The sequence below is a fragment of the Wolbachia endosymbiont (group A) of Lasioglossum fulvicorne genome, from assembly GCF_964028605.1.
Taxonomy (GTDB): Bacteria; Pseudomonadota; Alphaproteobacteria; order Rickettsiales; family Anaplasmataceae; genus Wolbachia.
In genome coordinates this window covers 1,197,679-1,221,260 of the sequence record NZ_OZ034798.1, presented here as the reverse complement: position 1 = coordinate 1,221,260, position 23,582 = coordinate 1,197,679, and the positions used below count along the sequence as shown (strand labels likewise).

21 protein-coding genes, 1 other RNA gene and 3 pseudogenes are annotated in these 23,582 nt (G+C 35.8%); 13 read left to right on the top strand and 12 right to left on the bottom strand.

What is annotated here, in order from left to right; genetic code table 11:
- Positions 1-27 precede the first annotated feature (27 nt).
- The 4 genes and pseudogenes from ABWU71_RS06805 to ABWU71_RS06790 all read left to right on the top strand — a co-directional run bounded on the left by ABWU71_RS06805 (position 28) and on the right by ABWU71_RS06790 (position 3,733).
- A protein-coding gene (locus ABWU71_RS06805; RefSeq protein ID WP_353284353.1) for an IS5 family transposase occupies positions 28-820 on the top strand; the annotation gives its coding sequence in 2 pieces (ribosomal slippage) (positions 28-291 and positions 293-820; 792 coding nt in all).
- Between the two features lie 5 nt (positions 821-825).
- Positions 826-1,153: pseudogene (locus ABWU71_RS06800) on the top strand (transposase); the annotation flags it as partial.
- A gap of 347 nt (positions 1,154-1,500) precedes the next feature.
- The gene (locus ABWU71_RS06795) at positions 1,501-2,181 is read left to right on the top strand and encodes a polysaccharide deacetylase family protein (protein WP_353284352.1); all 681 of its coding nucleotides are present in this window, start codon (positions 1,501-1,503) and stop codon (positions 2,179-2,181) included.
- Entirely contained in the window at positions 2,156-3,733 is a 1,578-nt protein-coding gene (locus ABWU71_RS06790) for a penicillin-binding transpeptidase domain-containing protein (protein WP_353284351.1), read from the top strand. The genes ABWU71_RS06795 and ABWU71_RS06790 overlap by 26 nt, the downstream gene beginning before the upstream one ends.
- Positions 3,734-4,394: 661 nt before the next feature.
- Here ABWU71_RS06790 and ABWU71_RS06785 read toward each other — a convergent pair.
- The 3 genes from ABWU71_RS06785 to ABWU71_RS06775 form a co-directional block, all read right to left on the bottom strand.
- A protein-coding gene (locus ABWU71_RS06785; RefSeq protein WP_353284076.1) for an IS630 family transposase occupies positions 4,395-5,254 on the bottom strand; the annotation gives its coding sequence in 2 pieces (ribosomal slippage) (positions 4,395-4,930 and positions 4,930-5,254; 861 coding nt in all).
- A 162-nt stretch (positions 5,255-5,416) separates the two neighbouring features.
- Positions 5,417-6,209, bottom strand: a protein-coding gene (locus tag ABWU71_RS06780) for an IS5 family transposase (RefSeq protein ID WP_353284116.1) whose coding sequence is annotated in 2 segments (ribosomal slippage) — positions 5,417-5,944 and positions 5,946-6,209 — 792 coding nt in all. Because the reading frame shifts where the segments join, the coding sequence is not laid out codon by codon here.
- 73 nt (positions 6,210-6,282) lie between these two features.
- Positions 6,283-7,075 (bottom strand): IS5 family transposase gene (locus ABWU71_RS06775; protein ID WP_265023453.1). Its coding sequence is split into 2 segments (ribosomal slippage): positions 6,283-6,810 and positions 6,812-7,075, totalling 792 coding nucleotides; the frame shifts between segments, so codons are not numbered across the junction.
- 1,446 nt (positions 7,076-8,521) lie between these two features.
- On the opposite strand from ABWU71_RS06775, the gene ABWU71_RS06770 reads away from it, so the two are divergent.
- On the top strand, positions 8,522-9,142 hold the full coding sequence (locus ABWU71_RS06770) for a superoxide dismutase (RefSeq protein ID WP_353284350.1): 621 nt from the start codon (positions 8,522-8,524) through the stop codon (positions 9,140-9,142).
- Entirely contained in the window at positions 9,139-10,410 is a 1,272-nt protein-coding gene (locus ABWU71_RS06765; RefSeq protein WP_353284349.1) for a M16 family metallopeptidase, read from the top strand. The genes ABWU71_RS06770 and ABWU71_RS06765 overlap by 4 nt, the downstream gene beginning before the upstream one ends.
- A gap of 6 nt (positions 10,411-10,416) precedes the next feature.
- On the opposite strand, the gene ABWU71_RS06760 is transcribed toward ABWU71_RS06765, so the two are convergent.
- From ABWU71_RS06760 to ABWU71_RS06740, 5 genes and pseudogenes are all read right to left on the bottom strand, one after another.
- On the bottom strand, positions 10,417-10,734 hold the full coding sequence (locus tag ABWU71_RS06760) for a hypothetical protein (protein ID WP_353284348.1): 318 nt from the start codon (positions 10,732-10,734) through the stop codon (positions 10,417-10,419).
- A gap of 186 nt (positions 10,735-10,920) precedes the next feature.
- A complete protein-coding gene (gene tgt, locus ABWU71_RS06755) occupies positions 10,921-12,135 on the bottom strand; it encodes a tRNA guanosine(34) transglycosylase Tgt (RefSeq protein ID WP_353284347.1) in 1,215 nt (404 codons plus the stop codon).
- Complete coding sequence (gene nuoE / locus ABWU71_RS06750) at positions 12,136-12,636, bottom strand: NADH-quinone oxidoreductase subunit NuoE (RefSeq protein ID WP_353284346.1); 501 nt, start codon at positions 12,634-12,636, stop codon at positions 12,136-12,138. It abuts the gene before it with no gap.
- Between the two features lie 450 nt (positions 12,637-13,086).
- Positions 13,087-13,946, bottom strand: a protein-coding gene (locus ABWU71_RS06745; protein WP_353284076.1) for an IS630 family transposase whose coding sequence is annotated in 2 segments (ribosomal slippage) — positions 13,087-13,622 and positions 13,622-13,946 — 861 coding nt in all. Because the reading frame shifts where the segments join, the coding sequence is not laid out codon by codon here.
- 64 nt (positions 13,947-14,010) lie between these two features.
- Positions 14,011-14,461 (bottom strand): annotated as a pseudogene (locus ABWU71_RS06740) (IS5 family transposase); the annotation flags it as partial.
- Between the two features lie 59 nt (positions 14,462-14,520).
- Between ABWU71_RS06740 and ABWU71_RS06735 the strand changes: the two are divergent.
- Both ABWU71_RS06735 and ABWU71_RS06730 read left to right on the top strand, forming a co-directional pair.
- Positions 14,521-15,006 (top strand): annotated as a pseudogene (locus tag ABWU71_RS06735) (IS630 family transposase); the annotation flags it as partial.
- Positions 15,007-15,125: 119 nt separating this feature from the next.
- The gene (locus ABWU71_RS06730; RefSeq protein ID WP_353284345.1) at positions 15,126-16,046 is read left to right on the top strand and encodes a hypothetical protein; all 921 of its coding nucleotides are present in this window, start codon (positions 15,126-15,128) and stop codon (positions 16,044-16,046) included.
- 119 nt (positions 16,047-16,165) lie between these two features.
- Here ABWU71_RS06730 and ABWU71_RS06725 read toward each other — a convergent pair.
- Positions 16,166-16,958 (bottom strand): IS5 family transposase gene (locus ABWU71_RS06725; RefSeq protein ID WP_265023453.1). Its coding sequence is split into 2 segments (ribosomal slippage): positions 16,166-16,693 and positions 16,695-16,958, totalling 792 coding nucleotides; the frame shifts between segments, so codons are not numbered across the junction.
- 111 nt (positions 16,959-17,069) lie between these two features.
- On the opposite strand from ABWU71_RS06725, the gene rnpB reads away from it, so the two are divergent.
- An RNA gene (gene rnpB / locus ABWU71_RS06720) (RNase P RNA component class A) lies at positions 17,070-17,419 on the top strand.
- Between the two features lie 51 nt (positions 17,420-17,470).
- Here rnpB and ABWU71_RS06715 read toward each other — a convergent pair.
- The gene (locus tag ABWU71_RS06715) at positions 17,471-18,241 is read right to left on the bottom strand and encodes a response regulator transcription factor (RefSeq protein ID WP_353284344.1); all 771 of its coding nucleotides are present in this window, start codon (positions 18,239-18,241) and stop codon (positions 17,471-17,473) included.
- Positions 18,242-18,566: 325 nt separating this feature from the next.
- Here ABWU71_RS06715 and ABWU71_RS06710 point away from each other — a divergent pair, with 325 nt between their 5' ends.
- Genes ABWU71_RS06710 through ABWU71_RS06695 form a run of 4 tightly spaced genes read left to right on the top strand, consistent with a single transcriptional unit; the run spans position 18,567 to position 22,000 of the window.
- Positions 18,567-19,550, top strand: a complete 984-nt coding sequence (locus ABWU71_RS06710; RefSeq protein WP_353284343.1) for an NAD(P)H-dependent glycerol-3-phosphate dehydrogenase — start codon at positions 18,567-18,569, stop codon at positions 19,548-19,550.
- 19 nt (positions 19,551-19,569) lie between these two features.
- Positions 19,570-20,052, top strand: coding sequence for a phosphatidylglycerophosphatase A (locus ABWU71_RS06705; protein WP_353284342.1), 483 nt, complete (start codon positions 19,570-19,572; stop codon positions 20,050-20,052).
- Entirely contained in the window at positions 20,042-20,821 is a 780-nt protein-coding gene (locus ABWU71_RS06700; RefSeq protein WP_353284341.1) for a GNAT family N-acetyltransferase, read from the top strand. Before ABWU71_RS06705 ends, ABWU71_RS06700 begins: the two co-directional genes overlap by 11 nt.
- A 42-nt stretch (positions 20,822-20,863) precedes the next feature.
- Positions 20,864-22,000 carry a hypothetical protein gene (locus tag ABWU71_RS06695; RefSeq protein WP_010962793.1) on the top strand — a complete coding sequence of 379 codons (1,137 nt, stop codon included), beginning with the start codon at positions 20,864-20,866 and terminating at the stop codon, positions 21,998-22,000.
- Between the two features lie 3 nt (positions 22,001-22,003).
- Here the strand turns inward: ABWU71_RS06695 and ABWU71_RS06690 are convergent, their stop codons facing one another.
- Both ABWU71_RS06690 and ybeY read right to left on the bottom strand, forming a co-directional pair.
- Positions 22,004-22,792 carry a succinate dehydrogenase iron-sulfur subunit gene (locus ABWU71_RS06690; protein ID WP_353284340.1) on the bottom strand — a complete coding sequence of 263 codons (789 nt, stop codon included), beginning with the start codon at positions 22,790-22,792 and terminating at the stop codon, positions 22,004-22,006.
- An 86-nt stretch (positions 22,793-22,878) separates the two neighbouring features.
- Positions 22,879-23,331 carry an rRNA maturation RNase YbeY gene (gene ybeY / locus ABWU71_RS06685; RefSeq protein ID WP_353284339.1) on the bottom strand — a complete coding sequence of 151 codons (453 nt, stop codon included), beginning with the start codon at positions 23,329-23,331 and terminating at the stop codon, positions 22,879-22,881.
- Between the last annotated feature and the right edge of the window lie 251 nt (positions 23,332-23,582).

Genomic DNA, 23,582 nt, shown 5'->3' with positions numbered 1-23,582 from the left:
AGAGATAATATATATAAGTTAGGATATATGAGGAGTTTATACCCAAGTGATATAAGTCGGGAAAGATTTGAGATTATGTTACCAGATCTAGAGTACTGTAGAAAAAAAACAAAACCAAGGAAACTTGATTTGTATGATGTATTTTGTGGAGTGTTATACGTTCTGAAAAGCGGTTGTCAGTGGAGAATGCTACCAAAAGAGTTTCCAAAATGGCGCAATTGTTACGACTATTTTAAGAAGTGGAGTGAAAAACCAGATGCAGATAAAGAAAGTGTTCTGGAGCTGGTGTTAAAAAAAAATAGTTGGCGTGGTCCGACAAAACAATGGTCGGAAAGAAAAAACCAGCTTCTGCATAATTGATGCACAGAGTGTAAAAAATGCAGATACTGCTGAAGAAAAAGGCTATGATGCAGGCAAAAAGATTTCAGGAATAAAACGCCATATTGCAGTAGATACGCAAGGTTTGCCCCATGCAATTTATATAACAACAGCAGAGATAACTGACCGTAGCAGTGCTGTGAGAATGGTCGAAAATGCAAAAGAAAACCTCTCGGGAGTTAAAAATGTGCTGGTTGATGCAGGCTATACTGGAGAGAATTTTGCAACTCAAATAAAAACGATTATTGGTGCAACCGTTGAAGTGATAAAAAGAAATGAATTACATTCCTTTGTTGTATTGCCCAAAAGATGGTTTGTGGAGCGATCTTTTGCTTGGTTAGAAAAATGTAGAAGATTGTGGAAAAATTGTGAGCGAAAACTCAATACTAGCCTACAAATGGTCGTTCTGGCTTTCACTGCCTTACTTCTGAAAAGATTATGAACAGGCTCTTATACGTTCTGAAAAGCGGTTGTCAGTGGAGAATGCTACCAAAAGAGTTTCCAAAATGGCGCAATTGTTACGACTATTTTAAGAAGTGGAGTGAAAAACCAGATGCAGATAAAGAAAGTGTTCTGGAGCTGGTGTTAAAAAAAAATAGTTGGCGTGGTCCGACAAAACAATGGTCGGAAAGAAAAAACCAGCTTCTGCATAATTGATGCACAGAGTGTAAAAAATGCAGATACTGCTGAAGAAAAAGGCTATGATGCAGGCAAAAAGATTTCAGGAATAAAACGCCATATTGCATTAGATACGCAAGGTTTGCCCCATGCAATTTATACCATTTGCCATATGAATTTGTGCATTGACATTTACTGTGCTAATTCCCTGAAGCGCAACGGTGTTTATATTTGCAATCATAATATATTATATAAAATTGTTAATACAATATATTAAAGAAGCGATGAAGTAAAGGCTACAGCAATTAAAGATGGCTTAACTTAGCAAAAAAGTGCATAGTATCCTATCGCTTTGCTGATTACAAAATGTTTATAAGGATAATCACTTTTTTCTTACTATATTCAAGTACGGCTTTTTGTAGTGATTGTAATTTTAATTTACCATACTGTGGGCTCAGTTGTAATCTGGATCTATCATATAGAAATTTAAGTAATATAAAAAAATTGTTGAATAACGACGATAAGTTTGTTGCGCTTACGTTTGATGATGGGCCTTCCAACAATAGAATAAACGATATTATTAATGTTCTGGAAAGCTATGAAGCAAAAGCAACATTTTTTGTGCTTGGTGAACGTATAAATGAAAAAACGTCTGAAATAGTAAAGAAAATTCATGAATCAGGTCATGAGTTAGGCAATCACTCTTGGTCGCATAGGAAGTTGACATCACTTTCAAGTGAGGAACAATTGCAAGAATTGGAAAAGACAAATACAGCAATTAAAAATGCAATAAAACAAGATGTAAAATGGTTTCGTCCGCCATATGGATGTTATGACGATAATCTGATTGAAAATGCTGATCAATTAAATATGTATTCAATATTATGGACAGTTGATTCGCTAGATTGGCAAGGTGATAAGCCAGAAACTTTAGTTGAAAGAGTTTTAAGTAATGTACATAATGGAGCAGTTATACTGTTTCATGATCACAATAACAGGTCAAACACAATTGAAGCTTTACCTCATATTATTAAAATACTAAAAAAATCAGGTTATAAGTTTGTGACCTTAAGTGAGTGGGAAAAAAGGGTTTGTAATACGGTAAAAGCCAGAAGTGTAACAATAAAAGAGGGGAAAAAGTGCGTTTTGAAGGAATGTTATGTGGACAAAAAACAAAGTCTTTAACCGCAGAGCATTCATATTAGGTGGTATTCAGCTTACCATTTCCGCGGTTTTTAGTTGCAGGTTATATAATTTACAAATACGAAACAGACAAAAGTACGAAGCACTATCTAATAGTAATAGAATAAGAGTTGCTACTATTATGCCTAAGCGGGGCAAAATTTTAGATAGGAATAGCGTTGAACTTGCGATAAACAAAATTTCGTATGTTGTTTTGTTTGATGGTTCTGGTAAGGAAGTTGATTTGCAGACATTATCAGAAGTTGAGTCTAAAATAGCAAAATCGTCAGAAACAAAAGTAACTGCTCTTTATAAACGTTATTACCCGTTTGGTTCAATGTGTTCTCATGTAATCGGATATACAAAAAGACAGCAAGGCATAAGCGAAGTAGGAATCAGCGGTATTGAATATACATATGATCATATATTGAAAGGCAAGTCAGGAAAATCTGAGCAGGAAATAAATTCTAAAAAACGCGTCATAAAAGAATTATCAAGCATACCACAACAAGACGGACAAGATGTACAACTGACAATTGATATTAATCTGCAAGAGAAAACCGCAGAGGTATTTAAAGATCACCAAGGCTCCGCAGTGGTAATTGATGTAAGTAACGGAGAAATTTTAGCACTATATAATTCACCTTCTTACGATAATAATCTTTTTGCAAGCAGACTATCAAATGAGACTTGGGAGAGCTTGAATGCTCCTTCATTGCCGCTCGTGAATCGCGCGTTATCATATCAAATTCCACCTGGTTCAATATTTAAAGTAATAGTTGCGCTTGCAGGTTTAAAAGACGGAATAATCACACCAGAAGAAAAATTCTCGTGTAAGGGCTATATGAAAATAGGTGAGCGGAAATTTCGTTGCCTGAAAAGCAAAGTCCATGGATCTGTATCTTTAAATGAAGCAATGGCATTATCATGCAACACTTACTTTTATAATATAGGGAAAAAAATAAGTGTAGACTCTCTAGTAGAAATGGCCAGAAAATTTGGTATTGGAAGTGGGCCACTGATTGGAACGTTTAAAGAAGAAGCTCCAGGGTTGTTGCCAGATAGAGATTGGCGTACACGAAAGCTGTATTCAGAGTGGTATTTAGGTGACACTATCAACTTAGTTATAGGACAAGGGTATATGCTTACAACACCACTACAGCTTGCAGTTCTTTCAGCGAGGATTGCAACAGGAAAAGAGGTAATTCCCTGCATTAAGATGAATGAAACAATACAAGATTTTCCCGATATTGATGTGGATTGTGAGCATCTTAGCATAGTTCGAAAAGCTATGTTTGACGTGGTGAATTCTAAAACTGGAACCTATAAAAAAGGGTTAAGCGGTATACAAATTGCCGGCAAAACCGGTACACCAGAAATAAACTCTAAGGGCGAAAGTCATAAGTTATTTATCGCCTATGGCCCTTACCATAACCCGCGCTATGCAATCTCTGTGTTTATAGAACACGGCAAAGCCCCACGCCAAGATGTTGCAATTGCTAATGAGATATTTCAGTATATGCTTGAAACTATGAGTATTAAACTTCTTGCATAACCATATAACGAACTTTTATTGGGAATAGAAACGAAAAAACTTACTTGACACCCTTCGCCAGCCCACTTATCATGAAACTGAAGCTATTTATTTATCTTCGCAATCTGTGCAGGTTAATGACAAAAAACTTAGGGTATTTGGCGTCTCATGTTTAATTTTTCGCACTACGTGCATCGCATGTCTTTAAAAATTTTTAGGTTTTTACCTATATAAGCCGAAACGCGCTTACAAAGCGTTTAAGACAGCAAAAAACGTCAAATTGACAAGGGAGAATTTGAATGCTAGCTACTACGGGGTTTCTTTGCCTTTTTTCCTGCTTAGTAAATTTCTTAAACACTTGCGGTGTAGGTTAGTTGCAAGTTAAAAGCAGCTAAATCGCTCTTAATCAAGCGTTTTAGAATAAAAAAAACGCCGATATTTTAGTACATAGTAAATAGCCAACCACCACGGGGCTTCTTTTGCCTTTTTTTTCATTTGGTAAATTTCTTAATGTTTGTGGCTAAAGCAATTTAAGAGACCGAAAATGGTGTCATTCCAGTGCTCCTGTGATGTCATTCCAGCGCCCCTATGATGTCATCCCAGTGCGTGACACTGGGATCTAGCCTTTATTATGCAGCCACTTGGTTGAAATTATAGCATTTCTCATAATAGTCCGAACAGGTCATAGGAAGGCAGAATCAACAGCACGACGAAAGGATTCGAATAGAGGAATGTTTTTCCTAGCTCTGTTTTTTATAGCAAACCAATGATGCTCAATTTTGTTGAAATCTGGAGAATACGGCGGCAGATACAAAATTTCTGCACCAACTCCTCTAGCAAGCTCGATAATCTTACCAGACTTATGAAAAGTAGCATTGTCAAGAATGACAGTCTGTCCAGGTTCCAAGATCGGTGTCAAAAATTGCTCAAACCATCCATTAAAAACATCCATATTACAGTGGCCTTCAAAGGTTAATGGAGCAACTATCTTTCTTCTACTTAAGGCTGCAACCATACTGATTCGTTGAGTTTTCTTTCCAGATTTTAGGCCATAAAACCGCTGTCCTTTCTGGCAATACCCATATGGATAGTCCTCTGTGTTATCAATGCCAGACTCATCTATATAAACTAAGTTTTCTGGTTCTTTTGTTGCTATAATTTTTAAGAATTCAGCACGTTTTTCTTCGTTTCTTTCCTTGTATCCATATGTCTTTTTTTGCGCGTAAATCCAATTTTTCTGAGAGCTCGGTGGATCGTTTGGATACTAACGTTGCCCCAAAGTTTAGCCATTTCCGACAGAGTCTTTCCTCCGTTTTCTCTGGCAAATTTAGCAAAGGCATCCCAGTCGGTAATTTTGTGATTGTAACCTCCATTTCCAAGTTTTTTTGATTGAAAGTCTCCTGTTTCTTTTCTTCTTTGCTGCCACTCCCATAAAGTAGTTCGTCCAATTTTAAATCTCGCTGCCACTGTTTCTCTGCTTCCTCCCTCCTCTAGCGCTTCCATTGCTTTTTTCCTTAAGTCATAACTATATGCTGCTGGCACTCAACCTCCTTATCATCGTCTATCCTTATCTTATCACATCCGGACTTCTATGAAAAGAGCTATAAGTTTCCTGGATCCCAGTGTCTGGGCACTGGGATGACATCATAGGGGCGCTGGCCTGACAACCGTCATCCTGCTACGTGTTAGCGGCTAAGAGCCTGTTCATAATCTTTTCAGAAGTAAGGCAGTGAAAGCCAGAACGACCATTTGTAGGCTAGTATTGAGTTTTCGCTCACAATTTTTCCACAATCTTCTACATTTTTCTAACCAAGCAAAAGATCGCTCCACAACCCATCTTTTGGGCAATACAACAAAGGAATGTAATTCATTTCTTTTTATCACTTCAACGGTTGCACCAATAATCGTTTTTATTTGAGTTGCAAAATTCTCTCCATTATAGCCTGCATCAACCAGTACATTTTTAACTCCCGAGAGGTTTTCTTTTGCATTTTCGACCATTCTCACAGCACTGCTACGGTCAGTTATCTCTGCTGTTGTTATATAAATTGCATGGGGCAAACCTTGCGTATCTACTGCAATATGGCGTTTTATTCCTGAAATCTTTTTGCCTGCATCATAGCCTTTTTCTTCAGCAGTATCTGCATTTTTTACACTCTGTGCATCAATTATGTAGAAGCTGGTTTTTTCTTTCCGACCATTGTTTTGTCGGACCACGCCAACTATTTTTTTTTAACACCAGCTCCAGAACACTTTCTTTATCTGCATCTGGTTTTTCACTCCACTTCTTAAAATAGTCGTAACAATTGCGCCATTTTGGAAACTCTTTTGGTAGCATTCTCCACTGACAACCGCTTTTCAGAACGTATAACACTCCACAAAATACATCATACAAATCAAGTTTCCTTGGTTTTGTTTTTTTTCTACAGGACTCTAGATCTGGTAACATAATCTCAAATCTTTCCCGACTTATATCACTTGGGTATAAACTCCTCATATATCCTAACTTATATATATTATCTCTTAGTTTATTCCTTTCTTGAGATCATGTACAGGTTCTAAGAGCCTGTTCATAATCTTTTCAGAAGTAAGGCAGTGAAAGCCAGAACGACCATTTGTAGGCTAGTATTGAGTTTTCGCTCACAATTTTTCCACAATCTTCTACATTTTTCTAACCAAGCAAAAGATCGCTCCACAACCCATCTTTTGGGCAATACAACAAAGGAATGTAATTCATTTCTTTTTATCACTTCAACGGTTGCACCAATAATCGTTTTTATTTGAGTTGCAAAATTCTCTCCAGTATAGCCTGCATCAACCAGTACATTTTTAACTCCCGAGAGGTTTTCTTTTGCATTTTCGACCATTCTCACAGCACTGCTACGGTCAGTTATCTCTGCTGTTGTTATATAAATTGCATGGGGCAAACCTTGCGTATCTACTGCAATATGGCGTTTTATTCCTGAAATCTTTTTGCCTGCATCATAGCCTTTTTCTTCAGCAGTATCTGCATTTTTTACACTCTGTGCATCAATTATGCAGAAGCTGGTTTTTTCTTTCCGACCATTGTTTTGTCGGACCACGCCAACTATTTTTTTTTAACACCAGCTCCAGAACACTTTCTTTATCTGCATCTGGTTTTTCACTCCACTTCTTAAAATAGTCGTAACAATTGCGCCATTTTGGAAACTCTTTTGGTAGCATTCTCCACTGACAACCGCTTTTCAGAACGTATAACACTCCACAAAATACATCATACAAATCAAGTTTCCTTGGTTTTGTTTTTTTTCTACAGGACTCTAGATCTGGTAACATAATCTCAAATCTTTCCCGACTTATATCACTTGGGTATAAACTCCTCATATATCCTAACTTATATATATTATCTCTTAGTTTATTCCTTTCTTGAGATCATGTACAGGTTCTTACAAATAATAGCCAAATCTACCTATAATTCAATCCATTTTTTCAAAAAATATTTTAACAAGATACCATGTCAATTAGTGACCTTGCCCAGAAAAAGTAGAGAGAAAGTTAAGACGTTTTTGTCATGAGAATAAATTGTGCAGGAATGCAACTGTTCTCCCTTGTCATACCGCCGCGGTATCTCTAGATCCCGCTAACAAGCAGCGGGATGACGGTTGTTAGGCTAGCTGTCATCCAAGTAGCTGACACTGGTTCCTTTATGACGGCAGTGCCCCTATGGTGTCATTCCAGTGTTCCTATGATGTCATCCCAGTGCTTGACACTGGGATCCAGGAATTTTATTAAGTTGGTAAGCATAAAAGTAGCCGTTTTATGTTAAAACACAACGTTCTTGATGAGATTACGGCAAGGCTGGATCCCAGTGTCAAGCACTGGGATGACACCCTTTTTGGGTCCTCTAAGTAGCCTATATAGTGTCATCCAAGTAGCCTCCTTCCCCTGTCATCCCAGTGCCCTCTTCTTGTCATCCCAGTGCCCAGACACTGGGATCCAGGAAAGTTTGCTTGTGGGCAAGCAAACTAGCACAGAAAGTGGTTACAACATTTTCGATGAGATTATATGGAAAACTGGATCCCAGTGTCAAGCACTGGGATGACAAGGTATAAACCTTATCGTCATGCCGCCGCGAACCGTCATACCGCGATTCATTCGCGGTATCTCTAGATCCCGCTAACAAGTAGCGGGATGACGATTGTCGTTTAGCCATAAACATTAAGAAATTTACCAAATGAAAAAAAAGGCAAAAAAAGCCCCGTGGTGGTTGGCTATTTACTATGTACTAAAATATCGGCGTTTTTTTTATTCTAAAACGCTTGATTAAGAGCGATTTAGCTGCTTTTAACTTGCAACTAACCTACACCGCAAGTGTTTAAGAAATTTACTAAGCAGGAAAAAAGGCAAAGAAACCCCGTAGTAGCTAGCATTCAAATTCTCCCTTATCAATTTGACGTTTTTTGCTGTCTTAAACGCTTTGTAAGCGCGTTTCGGCTTATATAGGTAAAAACCTAAAAATTTTTAAAGACATGCGACGCACGTAGTGCGAAAAATTAAACATGAGACGCCAAATACCCTAAGTTTTTTGTCATTAACCTGCACAGATTGCGAAGATAAATAAATAGCTTCACTGTCATGATAAGGGAGCTGGCGAAGGGTGTCAAGTAAGTTTTGCATTTAATCCGTTTCTATGGCTTATATAATAATCGTTATTGTAGTATAATTTAGAATAATGCAATAGATACCTAAATGTTTTAGCTATTAATTATATGTTGCACAAAAGCATATATTGCCCTACCATCCAAGTAGGTTAGAAATAAAGAGGTTTTTATGAGTTTTGCTTTACCTGAATTACCATACGATAAAACAGCTTTGGAGCCTTATATATCTGCAAAAACCTTAGATTTTCATTATGATAAGCACCATAAAGGATATTTAAATAAACTCAACGAGCTAGTTGAAAATACGGATTATCAACATGTAAAAATTGAGGAATTAATAACAAAAGTGCATGGTAATAGCGGCAACTTGCCTATATTTAATAACGCAGCACAAGTTTGGAATCACACTTTTTATTGGAATTCAATGAAAAAAAATGGTGGTGGTAAGCCTAAAGATGGCAGTCTTCTAGCAAAAAAAATTCAAGACGATATCGGTGGCTTTGATAAATTTTATGAAGAATTTTCGAGTCATGGAGTAAGCCAGTTTGGCAGTGGATGGGTATGGTTAGTGCTCGAAAAAGGTAGGTTAGGGAAGCTCAAAATCACCAAAACTCCAAATGCAGATTTGCCAATAATTTATGGCCAAGTGCCACTACTCACTATGGATGTGTGGGAGCACGCCTATTATTTAGATTGTCAAAACCGTAGAATTGACTACATAAAAGTTTTCCTTGATCATTTGATTAATTGGGATTTTGCAGAAGAGAACTTAGAAGAATATATGAGATGAATATACCCCAGGTAACAAAATTAGATAATGGTCTGCGCATAATAACTGAGCAGGTGCGTGATGTTGATTCCGTAGCTTTAAGCATACGAGTTGGTGTTGGCAGCAGAGCAGAAAGTGCAAAGCAAAATGGAATATCCCATTTTTTAGAACACATGGCTTTCAAAGGGACGAAGACAAGAACTGCCTTTGAAATTGCAAAAGCTTTTGATGACATAGGTGGAGTTTTCAACGCTAGCACCGGTAGGGAAAGCACCACCTATTATGCAAAAGTCCTCAAGAAAGACATAAAAACTGGTATTGATATATTAATAGATATATTGATGAATTCTACGTTTCCAGAAGATGAATTGGAACGTGAGAAGGGTGTTGTAATACAAGAGATTTTTCAAACTAATGATTCACCAAGTGACATTATTTTCGACAAATATTTTGAGGCAGCTTATAAAGACCAACCTTTCGGCAGGTCAATCTTAGGCACGCAAGATACTGTAAAATCTTTTACTCGAGGAGATCTAGATAATTACATAAATGAGCATTACTTTGGTGAGAATATGCTATTTGCCGTTGCAGGAAATGTTGAACATGAAGAAGTTGTTGCATTAACCAAAGATTTTTTCTCAAAGATTCATTCTAAAAAGCTGAAAAAAAGCCAAAATGCGAGCTGTACTGGTGGTGAGTATTTAGAACATCGTAAATTAGATCAGGTACACTTGCTAATTGGTCTACCTAGTGTTTCTCGCCATGACGATAAATATCACACGTTTCAAGTGCTTGATTCTATATTAGGGAGCGGAATGTCATCACGTTTATTCCAGGAAGTAAGGGAAAAGCAGGGATTAGCTTACTCTGCTTATTCATTTAATTCCAGCTATACTAATACAGGAATGTTTTCCATTTTTGCTGGTACAGACAGTAGTAACTTAGATAAGCTTTTAAAATCTATAACGACAGAGTTGAAGAAGTTGTCTACAGATGATCTGAAGGAAGAAGAAGTAAATAGAGTGAAAGAGCGAGTAAAATCCCAAATTTTAATGTCACGCGAAAGTGTTAGCTCACGTGCTGAAACATTGGGACACTACTACGGTAACTATAATAGGTACATCAGTAAAAATGAATTAATAGAAAAAATTAGTGCAGTTACCACTGCTAACGTAAAAAAAGCAGCAAAAGAATTGTTATCTCAGCATGAAAGAACCACTCTAGCTGCAATTGGAGAAATTGAATCATTGCCAAGTTACGATAAAGTGGTTTCTATGCTTAAAGCTTAGTGTACTTTAATTATGTTGCTTAGGCTCACTAAAAAGTTCAATGAATGGTTGCAAAATCCTTTCTATAAAAAGTTTGCTTTCTGGTTCATCGCGTATATTACTCATCAGTTTATTCAAAGTTTTCTCGCTGTTTCGTAAAAATAAATAGCTTTCTACTGCTTGCACACCAGACAAGACAGTCAAAATTCCTCCTATCACTGGACAAGTAGCTATAGCAGGTACGGTACCCACTGCAATTGCAGTTGCGATTAATGATAACCCAGCTAAGAATGTAACGGCTGAAATGCAAAACGCTATTTGATGTTTTTCTTTATTGTTAACCATAAATACCTCACAAAAACTATATTTCTAACATACCAGTGTTGTCATGTATTGTCAAGTTTTTAAAGAAGATTAAAAAATGCAACGCACATGTGCAAAAGACGCTAACTATGGATTAGCCAAGGAAGAAGGAGTAGGAAGGCTTTTTCTGTTTTAGGGAATATAAAATAAGCGTAGAAAAAATATGAACTAGGTGTATAATTCACAGTGTAATGGTATCTCACTAATCCAATTATTTTTCTCCCGATCTAGCCTATCATCTAATATAGCTTGTCTTATAGATTCCATCAGCTTATTCATAAAGAAAACATTGTGAATGGTAACGAGCGTGTAAGCCAGAAGCTCTTTAGCTTTCAGTAAATGGTGTATATAAGCTCTTGAATGTTTTCTGCAGGTAAAACATAGACAGTCACTTTCAATTGGGTTATCATCTAATTCAAATCGTTGATTTCGCAAATTAATATGTTCTTTGCACTTTGAAGAAATAGAATTTCTGTTTTTTACTTTAACAAGCGCGCCACCATGCCTTGCTAAGCGGGTTGGATGCACGCAATCAAACGTGTCAATTCCAAGCTCTACTCCGCGAAAGATGTCCACAATTCCACCAATACCAAGCAAATGAGTAGGCCTGTCTTTTTTCAGGTGGTCCATAGTGAAAGAAACTACATCATGCATCTGCTCTTTACTTTGACCAAGTGATCCACCTATTGCTTGACCAAAAAATGGCAAATCGTTGATAAAATCACAACTTTCTCTACGTAAATCTTGATACACTCCGCCTTGACTAATTCCATACAGTGCCTGCTTGCCATTATTGTTTTTTTCGAATTCATTTAAAGAACGTTCAGCCCATCTGTGACTCATGAGCATTGATTTTGCTGTGTATTCTTTGCTTACGTGAAATGGAGTGCATTCATCTAAAACTAGGATTAAATCTGCACCTAATTTCTGTTGAATTTGTATAGATTTTTCAGGAGTTAAGCAATAAGTTTTACCATTAATGTAAGAACGGAAAATTGCCCCATCCTCATTAATTTTGATCAAAGTTTTTTGTTTTTTTCTTATTCCTTTTATCTCTTCTGAAACTGATCCGTGGCCTAAGCTAAATATCTGATATCCACCTGAGTCAGTTAGCATTGGCCCATTCCATCCCATCATCTTGTGCAAACCACCAAGTTTTGCAACAGTATTCTCTCCTGGTTGAAGCATTAGGTGATAGGTGTTGGAAAGTATGATTTGGGTACCAGCTTCACTTATTCTTTCAATATCTGCAGCTTTAATTGCAGCTTTTGTTGCACAGAATATAAAAGCGGGGGTTTCTATGCTTCCATTTGGAGTTTTAATTGTTCCAACTCTTGCAGAACCTGATTGCTTGATTATCTTGAATGAAAATTCTTCTTTCATCTATTTGCCTGAAAGTTCTGTTATGATGTTTTCTACTTTCTCAGGAGTAAGATTTTCATAGAAGTCATTATTGATCTGCACAACGGGAGCATTAACGCATGCACCTAGGCATTCAACTTCTTTTAAAGTGAACAAATTATCTTTAGTAGTCTCACCGATATTGATTCCAAGTTTCTTTTTAAAGGTATTTAAAACTTCTTCACTATTGCACAACCAGCAAGGAGTTGTTCTACAAATTTGTATTAGATATTTGCCTACTGGTTTTAAATTATACATGGTGTAAAAATTTGCCACTTCATATACACGAATATGTGGAATATGCAGCATATCAGCAACATAACGCATAGCAGATTCAGAAATCCATCCGCATTGCTCTTGAACCAGATATAGTAAAGGCATGACAGCACTACCTTCTCTGCCTTTAGGATACATCTCTATAAACTTTCCTGCTTTCTTGAGGTTTTCTGATGTAAAACTAAACTGCTCTTCTTTTTCTATCATTCATGAGACTCGTGTAAACTTTAACAGATTATACCTGTAGAACCAATGATTGCAATTGTTGGTTTTTTGAGAAATAGCGTTTTGCAGTATCATACTACCCATACTGCCCAACTTGTAAATTCTTTTGGCTTGGCTATAGGGTCCAGTTAAACAAAATCTGGTCATGCGCTAGCTTCAATTGTTTCATAAGTTTGTTTTAGTAAATCTCAATTATTTTAGCTACAGCTAACTACTTTAAAAAAGATGCTTAAGAAATTATAGTATATTATTTATAAATATACCATTCTTGACATTTATTATAAATGTTGTGTATAATAAACTATATTTATTAATATGAGGTTAAACTATGAGTAAACAATTAAACTTATGGATACAGGAAACTGGTGAAGAGAAATTTAAAAATTTTCTCACATCACTAGGTATAGTATTTCTCATAATAGTCCGAACAGGTCATAGGAAGGCAGAATCAACAGCACGACGAAAGGATTCGAATAGAGGAATGTTTTTCCTAGCTCTGTTTTTTATAGCAAACCAATGATGCTCAATTTTGTTGAAATCTGGAGAATACGGCGGCAGATACAAAATTTCTGCACCAACTCCTCTAGCAAGCTCGATAATCTTACCAGACTTATGAAAAGTAGCATTGTCAAGAATGACAGTCTGTCCAGGTTCCAAGATCGGTGTCAAAAATTGCTCAAACCATCCATTAAAAACATCCATATTACAGTGGCCTTCAAAGGTTAATGGAGCAACTATCTTTCTTCTACTTAAGGCTGCAACCATACTGATTCGTTGAGTTTTCTTTCCAGATTTTAGGCCATAAAACCGCTGTCCTTTCTGGCAATACCCATATGGATAGTCCTCTGTGTTATCAATGCCAGACTCATCTATATAAACTAAGTTTTCTGGTTCTTTTGTTGCTATAATTTTTAAGAATTCAGCACGTTTTTCTTCGTTTCTTTCCTTGTATCCATATGTCTTTTTTTGCGCGTAAATCCAATTTTTCTGAGAGCTCGGTGGATCGTTTGGATACTAACGTTGCCCCAAAGTTTAGCCATTTCCGACAGAGTCTTTCCTCCGTTTTCTCTGGCAAATTTAGCAAAGGCATCCCAGTCGGTAATTTTGTGATTGTAACCTCCATTTCCAAGTTTTTTTGATTGAAAGTCTCCTGTTTCTTTTCTTCTTTGCTGCCACTCCCATAAAGTAGTTCGTCCAATTTTAAATCTTGCTGCCACTGTTTCTCTGCTTCCTCCCTCCTCTAGCGCTTCCATTGCTTTTTTCCTTAAGTCATAACTATATGCTGCTGGCACTCAACCTCCTTATCATCGTCTATCCTTATCTTATCACATCCGGACTTCTATGAAAAGAGCTATAAATTGCATGGGGCAAACCTTGCGTATCTACTGCAATATGGCGTTTTATTCCTGAAATCTTTTTGCCTGCATCATAGCCTTTTTCTTCAGCAGTATCTGCATTTTTTACACTCTGTGCATCAATTATGCAGAAGCTGGTTTTTTCTTTCCGACCATTGTTTTGTCGGACCACGCCAACTATTTTTTTTTAACACCAGCTCCAGAACACTTTCTTTATCTGCATCTGGTTTTTCACTCCACTTCTTAAAATAGTCGTAACAATTGCGCCATTTTGGAAACTCTTTTGGTAGCATTCTCCACTGACAACCGCTTTTCAGAACGTATAACACTCCACAAAATACATCATACAAATCAAGTTTTCTTGGTTTTGTTTTTTTTCTACAGGACTCTAGATCTGGTAACATAATCTCAAATCTTTCCCGACTTATATCACTTGGGTATAAACTCCTCATATATCCTAACTTATATATATTATCTCTTAGTTTATTCCTTTCTTGAGATCATGTACAGGTTCTTAAAAATTATAGCAACAAAAGAACCAGAAAACTTAGTTTATATAGATGAGTCTGGCATTGATAACACAGAGGACTATCCATATGGGTATTGCCAGAAAGGACAGCGGTTTTATGGCCTAAAATCTGGAAAGAAAACTCAACGAATCAGTATGGTTGCAGCCTTAAGTAGAAGAAAGATAGTTGCTCCATTAACCTTTGAAGGCCACTGTAATATGGATGTTTTTAATGGATGGTTTGAGCAATTTTTGACACCGATCTTGGAACCTGGACAGACTGTCATTCTTGACAATGCTACTTTTCATAAGTCTGGTAAGATTATCGAGCTTGCTAGAGGAGTTGGTGCAGAAATTTTGTATCTGCCGCCGTATTCTCCAGATTTCAACAAAATTGAGCATCATTGGTTTGCTATAAAAAACAGAGCTAGGAAAAACATTCCTCTATTCGAATCCTTTCGTCGTGCTGTTGATTCTGCCTTCCTATGACCTGTTCGGACTATTATGAGAAATGCTATATCTCTTAGTTTATTCCTTTCTTGAGATCATGTACAGGTTCTAAGAAAACGCCGACTGCTGCAATTGCTAGTACAGCAGAAACCGACACTGTGAAGACTACCAAATTAACAACAGAAGCATCAACTACCGTTGCACCTACTTCTACAATGAGTAAACCTTCAACGACTCAAACAAGTACAGTAACAGTAAAGCCAACAACAGTAGCAAAAACAACTACTACTTCACAAGCGACCACGGTTGCTACAATGTCAACCAGTGTGCCTTCGGAAACTGAAACAAGTACTGTAAAACCCACAGCAGCGACTGTTGCGTCGACTTCTACGATGAGTAAACCTTCAACGGAATCAACGACTCAAACAAGTACAGTAACAGTGAAGCCAACAACGGAAGCCGTTGCACCTACTTCTACAATGAATAAACCTTCAACGGAGTCAACGACTCAAACAAGTACAGTAACAGTGAAGCCAACAACAATAGCAAAAACAACAATAACTACTTCACAAGCGACCACGGTTGCTACAACGTCAACTAGTGTGCCAATAATAAACTCAGAGAAAACTATACAAACAGTATTTAGTATACCAAGTACTAGAACAAAAGAGTCAACAACTCCTATATTTACCAAGACTTTACTTCCTCAACCTACTTCTTCACCACAGCCTACTCAACTTGCTATAGAGTCTAATAGGGCAGGAGTGATAGGGGGGTCTTTGGTTGGAGCAATAATAAGTATTGCTGGAATTGTAGGATTCATAGCATACAAATATGTTAAGGGTCGTAATGCTGCTACTGTGTTGGAACTAACAGATTTCAATGATAGAAGGCGATCATCTTCAAGTGGCGATAGCGATGAAGAAATTTTTATCACTAGTAACAGAATGAGCAGTAATAGCAGTATATCTATGCGAACTATGGATCAATCTGAAACAGTGCTAGACAGTATATTAATAGAAAGTAGTAGTCGATCAAGAAGTAGCTCATCGTCTTCAAGCGGTGGACCAGGCTCTTGACTAACTGAAGCGGAGTCTAAAAGTGAAAAAAGCTTATCTTGGGATAGTGATGATGTGCCGGAATATCACCTTTAGCTATTTGTCTAAATGTTTTTAATATGTAGACTGTTAGAGCCTGTTCATAATCTTTTCAGAAGTAAGGCAGTGAAAGCCAGAACGACCATTTGTAGGCTAGTATTGAGTTTTCGCTCACAATTTTTCCACAATCTTCTACATTTTTCTAACCAAGCAAAAGATCGCTCCACAACCCATCTTTTGGGCAATACAACAAAGGAATGTAATTCATTTCTTTTTATCACTTCAACGGTTGCACCAATAATCGTTTTTATTTGAGTTGCAAAATTCTCTCCAGTATAGCCTGCATCAACCAGTACATTTTTAACTCCCGAGAGGTTTTCTTTTGCATTTTCGACCATTCTCACAGCACTGCTACGGTCAGTTATCTCTGCTGTTGTTATATAAATTGCATGGGGCAAACCTTGCGTATCTACTGCAATATGGCGTTTTATTCCTGAAATCTTTTTGCCTGCATCATAGCCTTTTTCTTCAGCAGTATCTGCATTTTTTACACTCTGTGCATCAATTATGCAGAAGCTGGTTTTTTCTTTCCGACCATTGTTTTGTCGGACCACGCCAACTATTTTTTTTTAACACCAGCTCCAGAACACTTTCTTTATCTGCATCTGGTTTTTCACTCCACTTCTTAAAATAGTCGTAACAATTGCGCCATTTTGGAAACTCTTTTGGTAGCATTCTCCACTGACAACCGCTTTTCAGAACGTATAACACTCCACAAAATACATCATACAAATCAAGTTTCCTTGGTTTTGTTTTTTTTCTACAGGACTCTAGATCTGGTAACATAATCTCAAATCTTTCCCGACTTATATCACTTGGGTATAAACTCCTCATATATCCTAACTTATATATATTATCTCTTAGTTTATTCCTTTCTTGAGATCATGTACAGGTTCTTAGGAAATTGTCTTTTGCTTTTGTGATTTTCATGTTAAAGTATAATTCCTGGGTGAAATAAGTAGCTGCTGTTGTGTGATAAACATAGCAGAGGAAAGTCCGGACTCCAAGGAAAAATAGTGACGGGTAATGCCCGCCGGAGGTAACTCCAGTTATAGGGCTACAGAAAATTACCGCCTAAAATATTTTTAGGTAAGGGTGAAAAGGTGTGGTAAGAGCACACCATGGCAATGGCAACATTGGTAGTCGAGTAACCAACACTAGGAGCAAGATTAAATAGAAGTAGATTTTATGTTTTCCTCATATCTACTCGGGTAAATCGCATGCGGTAAATGGTAACATTTACTCCAGATAAATAGCTACATAAACAGAACTCGGCTTATATTTCACCTAGGCGTTCACATGATACGTGCGACATAAGCCATGCTATATTTAAATGTGTAGGCATTTCATGCGTTGTCCTTCACTTGTTCTGCTTGATAGCCATCACTACTTTCGCCTACATTAACATTAGAATATTCTTCATCATCAACATACTCTTTCAGAACATACCCTCTGCCCCAAACGGTTTCTATGTGGCTTTTTCCATCATTTGCACTTTCAAGTTTCTTACGTAATTTACACATAAAAACATCAACTATCTTGTTATCTGAAGGTTCATCTAAGCCATTGTAAAGATGATTTAAGAACATTTCTTTTGTTAGTACTGTTCCTTTACGCAATGCTAACAATTCTATCATAGAATACTCTTTATTAGTAAGGTGAACCGTTTTACCTTTCACCTCAACAATCCTGTGATCAAAATTGATATTTATATTACCAATCTTTATCACCGATTCAGGATGGCCTTTAGTACGACGCACTATGGCCTTAATTCGAGCTAATAACTCGCTTTTATGAAATGGTTTGGTTAAGTAATCATCGGCACCATACCCGAGTCCTTTAGCTTTGTGATTAACAGCAGATATACATGAAAGTATTAGGACAGGAACTTTGATTTTTGCACTTCTTAATCTTAACAATATATCATATCCGTCAATATCACCAGGCAAGTGTATATCTAAAATAACTAGGTCATAGTAATCTCCGTTTGAGGAAACCATATTATTGTTATAATCTTGTGCAGAAGTAACAACTTCACAGAAGTGTCCATCAGAAGTTAAGGCATTAACCACAGTCTTTGCACTTACTTGATCATCTTCAATTAATAATATACGCATATTTTACACCCCATAAATAATTTATAATTTTAGTAATATATATAACTAAGGAAAGTAATAAATCAAATTTTTATTAACAAATGATCAAAATTACACTTATTAATTAATAGTAAATATATTGTTCCAAAGTTATATAAATAGATCTAAAATATAATAGACATACCATGATAGTAATAATATTTTTAGTAAATATTGAATTAAAGTTACTATTATTAAAAGAATACTTCGGTTAATAAATATTTAACTATTCTATATGTTTGTGTTATATTTTTAATTTACTTATCCTACTATTTTAAAGTATAAGTAATATTTTCAGGAATATTGTGTGGCAATATCAATTTTAGGTGCTGGTGCATGGGGTACAGCAATCGCAATTTCATTAGGTAGTAAGAAAGATGTGATTTTGTGGACTCACAATGAAACTACATTTGAATCAATCAACGGAAAAAGAGAAAGTGACAAGCTACCCGGTTGTCGAATTTCTGATAGTGTGTCAGTAAAATTGGCTATTGAAGACACAATTAATGCTTCAGTAACAATCCTCACTGTTCCCACTCAGTCTCTGAGGAAGGTATGTCAGCAATTGCATGATTGTAATCTGAAAAAAGATGTAGCAATAATTTTAGCTTGTAAGGGAATAGAAAAGTCTACATTAAAATTACCTAGTGAAATAGTAAATGAAGTTTTACCTAACAATCCTATTGCTATTTTTTCAGGTCCTAGCTTTGCTGTAGAAGTTGCAAGAAAATTACCCTATTCAATGGTTCTTGCATGCCAAAATAACACATTAGGTTCAAAGCTAATATCAGAACTACAGCAAGAAAATGCTAAATTGGAGTTTAGTAACGACATTATAGGAGTACAGATTTGTGCAGCGTTAAAGAACGTTTTTGCTATAGCGTGTGGGATTGTTCTAGGTAGTAAACTTGGGTTTAATGCTCATGCAGCATTGATTACGAAAAGTATGAGCGAAATTAAGGCTTTATACTCAGCAAAAGTTGGTGACGGTAGTGTGGATATAAATACACTACTTGGGCCAGCATGTCTGGGTGACCTAATTATGACATGCACATCCTTGAATTCAAGAAACCTATCTTTTGGGTTTAAAATAGGTAATAGTGACAATGGCTTTAATGTTCAGCAGATTTTGTCAGAAGGCAAGTCAGTGATTGAAGGTTTTAGCACTGCTGAGTCCGCATTTAATTTAGCAGGAAAGCTAAAGATAAAAATGCCTATATGTGAAGCGGTCTATAGATTATTGTATGAAAGCGCCTCTATAGAGGATACTATTTCTGTTCTTATAAGTTAATTTTGTATTTGGATATATTGTGAAATTTTTATATAAATTAATATCAACGTGGTGGCTATCTGGAACAGTAAAAAAAATGCCAGGTACTGTGGGTAGTTTGGCTTCTTTTCCGCTTGTTCCTGTAATCCTGAGCAACAAAATTTTAGGTGCAGCAATTATTTCTTTTTTATTCTTAATTGGATTATGGTCTACAGGTCATTATATAAAACATTACAAGACTTCATGTGATCCAAAAGAGGTAGTAATTGACGAAGTGGTTGGTCAATTGCTGACGATACTTTTAGTTTCGATATTGTTAAGCCAAGAGATGAATTGCTCTTCATTGTTGTTGTGCTTTTTTTCTTTTAGGTTTTTTGATATAATAAAAACGTGGCCTATAAATTTGATCGATAAAAATACCAAAGGTCCTTTAGGTATTATGCTAGATGACGTTATAGCTGCAATTTTAGCCTGTGTTCTTATAGGAGCCTTTTATTGTTTATTGTTGGTGTATGCAGGATAAAAAAATTTATTATTCAAGCTTAATTGTTCAAAATCTAAAGGATTATATACTGTACACAGCGAATTTATCTGAGTGGGAAGTACACGATGAATTTGATAACATCATATTTACAATAAATGGTACCAGGGAGTCATTATTTAATTTTGTGTTCTGTGGAGATCAATGTACCGAGCTTTCTATACAAAAAACTCTAGATTATCTCAGAACAAGAGATATAGAAGCAACATGGGTAATAAATTCACATATAAAAATAAGAGATATTTTAGAAAAGTGTGAAATAAAACACGTTAGCACACCAAAAAAAGCTTTACTTAATATGAAAAATTACTTTTTACCTGCTGATGTTATTCCAAACTTGAGGTTAAATGCTGTAAATGGTAGCGACCTCTTAGAACAGTTAGATTTACACACTTCTAAAATTTTTTATCATGGCGTTGGAATTGTCAGCACATTTTTTCGCGGATTATCAAATTATGATGATAAGAACTCAAGATTAAGATTTTTTCTTGTAACACTAAATAGTGAAATTATTGGGACATGCGGTCTTTATGTTCAAAACAGCGTAGCTGGTTTTTATAGTGTTGGTGTTTTACCAATGTACAGAAATCGTGGAATAGGTACCCAAATGGTTTTAGAAAGAATAAAGATAGCTAAACAGCTTGAATGCAAATATATAGTAGCACATTGTATGAAATCTTCTGTGAACCTTTATAAGAGATTGGGCTTTCAAATGTTAGGCAATCTTTACTTATATACCTCTTCAGCATAATTCTGAGCGGTTACAAATTTTTACATTTGTTTTAAAAGTGCTATGTTTTTTTTGTATGAAGTGGTTTTAATATTGATTCTAATATTATTCTTTCTCTCTTATTCTAAATTAAAAATTAGTAATAAGATTAAGAACTTACAGCATCAAAATGTTATCATAAATAATTTAATTGATACTGTGAATGATGGGTTTTATATTTGGGATGCAAAAAAACGTATAGAAAAGTTCTCTCCCAATTTACTAATTTTGCTTAATACTGTTTTTTACTCATTTAATGAGTTTGTGAATTTTTTTGAGCAATCAGAAAGCTTAATTAAAAATTTTGTTGAGGCAAAGGAAATAAATAAATCTTTTACTCTAGATTTAAAGTCAAAAGACAGTGAGGTTTATTGCATATGTTACGGTAGAAGCATAATAGATGATTCTAACAATGTAATAGGTGTGCTGTTATGGATAAGGAATGTCTCAGACTGTAAGATAAAGGCTAACGGACTTGAGTTAGAAAATAGTAAGCTTACACAGGAAGTGGAGAGCTATAAAAACGTTTTCAACTCTTTACCATTTCCAATACTAAGATATAACAAGAGTAGAAAGGTGGAATTTTATAACTTGTTTTATGATAAATATGTAGATGGTTCTAAGAAATTTGCTATTACCGGTAGCGCTCATAGCACAAAACCAGGAAGACATGTCATAACTTATAAGAACGAACCTAAGGTTTTCGATTTTGTTAAAATTCCAATACAAGGTTCTGGTAGCATAGTAATGTATGGAAAAGATGTTAGTGATGCAGAGAAATTATATACTGAATTAAACAGTTATTTAGCTACACAGAAAAATTTGCTTGAGAGGTTACCGGTTGCTATAGTGATATATAGTAAGAATCAAAAGCTAAAATTTTATAATAATGCTTTTATAAAAACCTTTCAATTTGACCCAAAATTTTTGGCATCTTACCCAACTTATCATGAAGTTATGCTGTACCTCTTCGAATCTAAAAAGCTTTTAGAAAAAGAGGATTTTCAAACTATTAGTAACCAAAGACATGAGTTGTTCAAAAAATTATTTGAATCGTATGATGATACGATGCATTTCACGAATGGAAAAGCGTTCAGGGTATTAACAATACCCTACGCTTCGGAAGGTTTGCTGTTCTCTTACGAAGAATGCAAAAGATGATACTTAAACTCCTTCTCTCTCTACCATGAGCTGTTTTACTTTCGCTATTGCTCTTGCTGGATTAAGTCCTTTAGGACAAGTTTTTGTGCAATTCATTATTGTATGACAACGATACAACTTGAATGGGTCGTTTAAAACATCAAGTCTTTCACCTGTCTTATTATCACGGCTGTCAGCAATCCATCTGTAGGCTTGTAATAGTATTGCTGGTCCTAAAAATTTATCACTATTCCACCAGTAGCTTGGACAACCAGTTGAACAGCAAGCACATAATATACAGTCGGACAAGCCATCTAATTTTTTTCTATCTTCAGGAGATTGAGAGTATTCTTTATTTGGTAGGGCAGGCTTATCTGCTTGTAACCAAGGTTTAATTGATTTGTATTGCTCATAAAATTGGCTCAAGTCCGAGACTAGGTCCTTTATCACATACATGTGAGGTAATGGATATATTTTTACGTCACCTTTTATATCGTGTATAGATCTAGTACATGCAAGAGTATTGGCTCCATCAATATTCATGGCACAAGATCCACATATGCCTTCTCTACAAGAACGTCTGAAAGTTAAAGTCGAATCTATTTCATCCTTTATTTTTATTAATGCATCAAGTACCATAGGGCCACAACTATCCATATCAATAAAAAATGTGTCTATTCTAGGGTTTTTCTCGTCATCAGCAGACCAACGGTAAATTTGAAATCTTCTGATGTTTTTTGCTCTAGCAGGAATAGGATAAATTTTGCCCTTTTGATTAATTTTAGAATTCTTTGGCAAAGAAAACTGAACCATATCACTTACCTTTTATTGTTTATAGCTAAAACCCTTTGTAGATAACATATTTTATTATCATCTACTATATTTTTATTAAATTCCTTTTAAATCGCGCACATATTGTAGCCAAGCGAAGCTAAAATCTCTCTTTCTAGATTTTTCATTATAATTTCTTCATCTTTTTTTTGGTGATCATAACCAAGTAAATGCAGTAATCCATGCACTAACATATGTGCAATGTGAGCAAGAATGGGTATACAATACTTATGCGATTCTCTTTTTATTGTGTCTATTGAAATTGCTATATCTCCTAAATCGCACTCATTAGACAATTGTTCATACGGAAATGATAGCACATTAGTTGGCTTATCCATTTCTCTAAATTTTAAATTGAGTTGATGTAGCAAGTCATCATCAGCCAGAGCTATTGATATATTTGGTTTATAGTGGTCTATTTTTAATTCTTTTAGAGAAGCATTGATGACACCTAATACAAAATTTTTAGGATTTTCTATAATGCTGCACCATTTCTTGTCAAGAACATTTACTTCTAACATGAGTAACGCACCAGTAAGGGTGTCATGCAATTAGCTGACACTGGAATCCAAAAAAGAAGAGCTATAGACCCCTGTGTCATGTACACAACTGTACGAATATTGTACACTAGAAGGATGTCATCCCAGTGCCTAGACACTGGGATCCAGGAATTTTGATTAGACATCAAGTTAGTGAATATAAAAGTAGTTAATCTTATATTAAAACACAACGGCTTTAATGTGGTTGCATTAAGGCTGGATTCCAGTGTCAA

What these genes read in the sequence shown, in the direction of transcription:
- ABWU71_RS06760 (WP_353284348.1), bottom strand. Translation starts at nt 10,734, where the DNA reads ATGGTTAACAATAAAGAAAAACATCAAATAGCGTTTTGCATTTCAGCC.
- nuoE (WP_353284346.1), bottom strand. Translation starts at nt 12,636, where the DNA reads ATGATAGAAAAAGAAGAGCAGTTTAGTTTTACATCAGAAAACCTCAAG.
- ybeY (WP_353284339.1), bottom strand. Translation starts at nt 23,331, where the DNA reads ATGTTAGAAGTAAATGTTCTTGACAAGAAATGGTGCAGCATTATAGAA.
- ABWU71_RS06765 (WP_353284349.1), top strand. Translation starts at nt 9,139, where the DNA reads ATGAATATACCCCAGGTAACAAAATTAGATAATGGTCTGCGCATAATA.
- ABWU71_RS06690 (WP_353284340.1), bottom strand. Translation starts at nt 22,792, where the DNA reads ATGGTTCAGTTTTCTTTGCCAAAGAATTCTAAAATTAATCAAAAGGGC.
- ABWU71_RS06770 (WP_353284350.1), top strand. Translation starts at nt 8,522, where the DNA reads ATGAGTTTTGCTTTACCTGAATTACCATACGATAAAACAGCTTTGGAG.
- ABWU71_RS06700 (WP_353284341.1), top strand. Translation starts at nt 20,042, where the DNA reads ATGCAGGATAAAAAAATTTATTATTCAAGCTTAATTGTTCAAAATCTA.
- ABWU71_RS06715 (WP_353284344.1), bottom strand. Translation starts at nt 18,241, where the DNA reads ATGCGTATATTATTAATTGAAGATGATCAAGTAAGTGCAAAGACTGTG.
- tgt (WP_353284347.1), bottom strand. Translation starts at nt 12,135, where the DNA reads ATGAAAGAAGAATTTTCATTCAAGATAATCAAGCAATCAGGTTCTGCA.
- ABWU71_RS06790 (WP_353284351.1), top strand. Translation starts at nt 2,156, where the DNA reads ATGTGGACAAAAAACAAAGTCTTTAACCGCAGAGCATTCATATTAGGT.
- ABWU71_RS06695 (WP_010962793.1), top strand. Translation starts at nt 20,864, where the DNA reads ATGTTTTTTTTGTATGAAGTGGTTTTAATATTGATTCTAATATTATTC.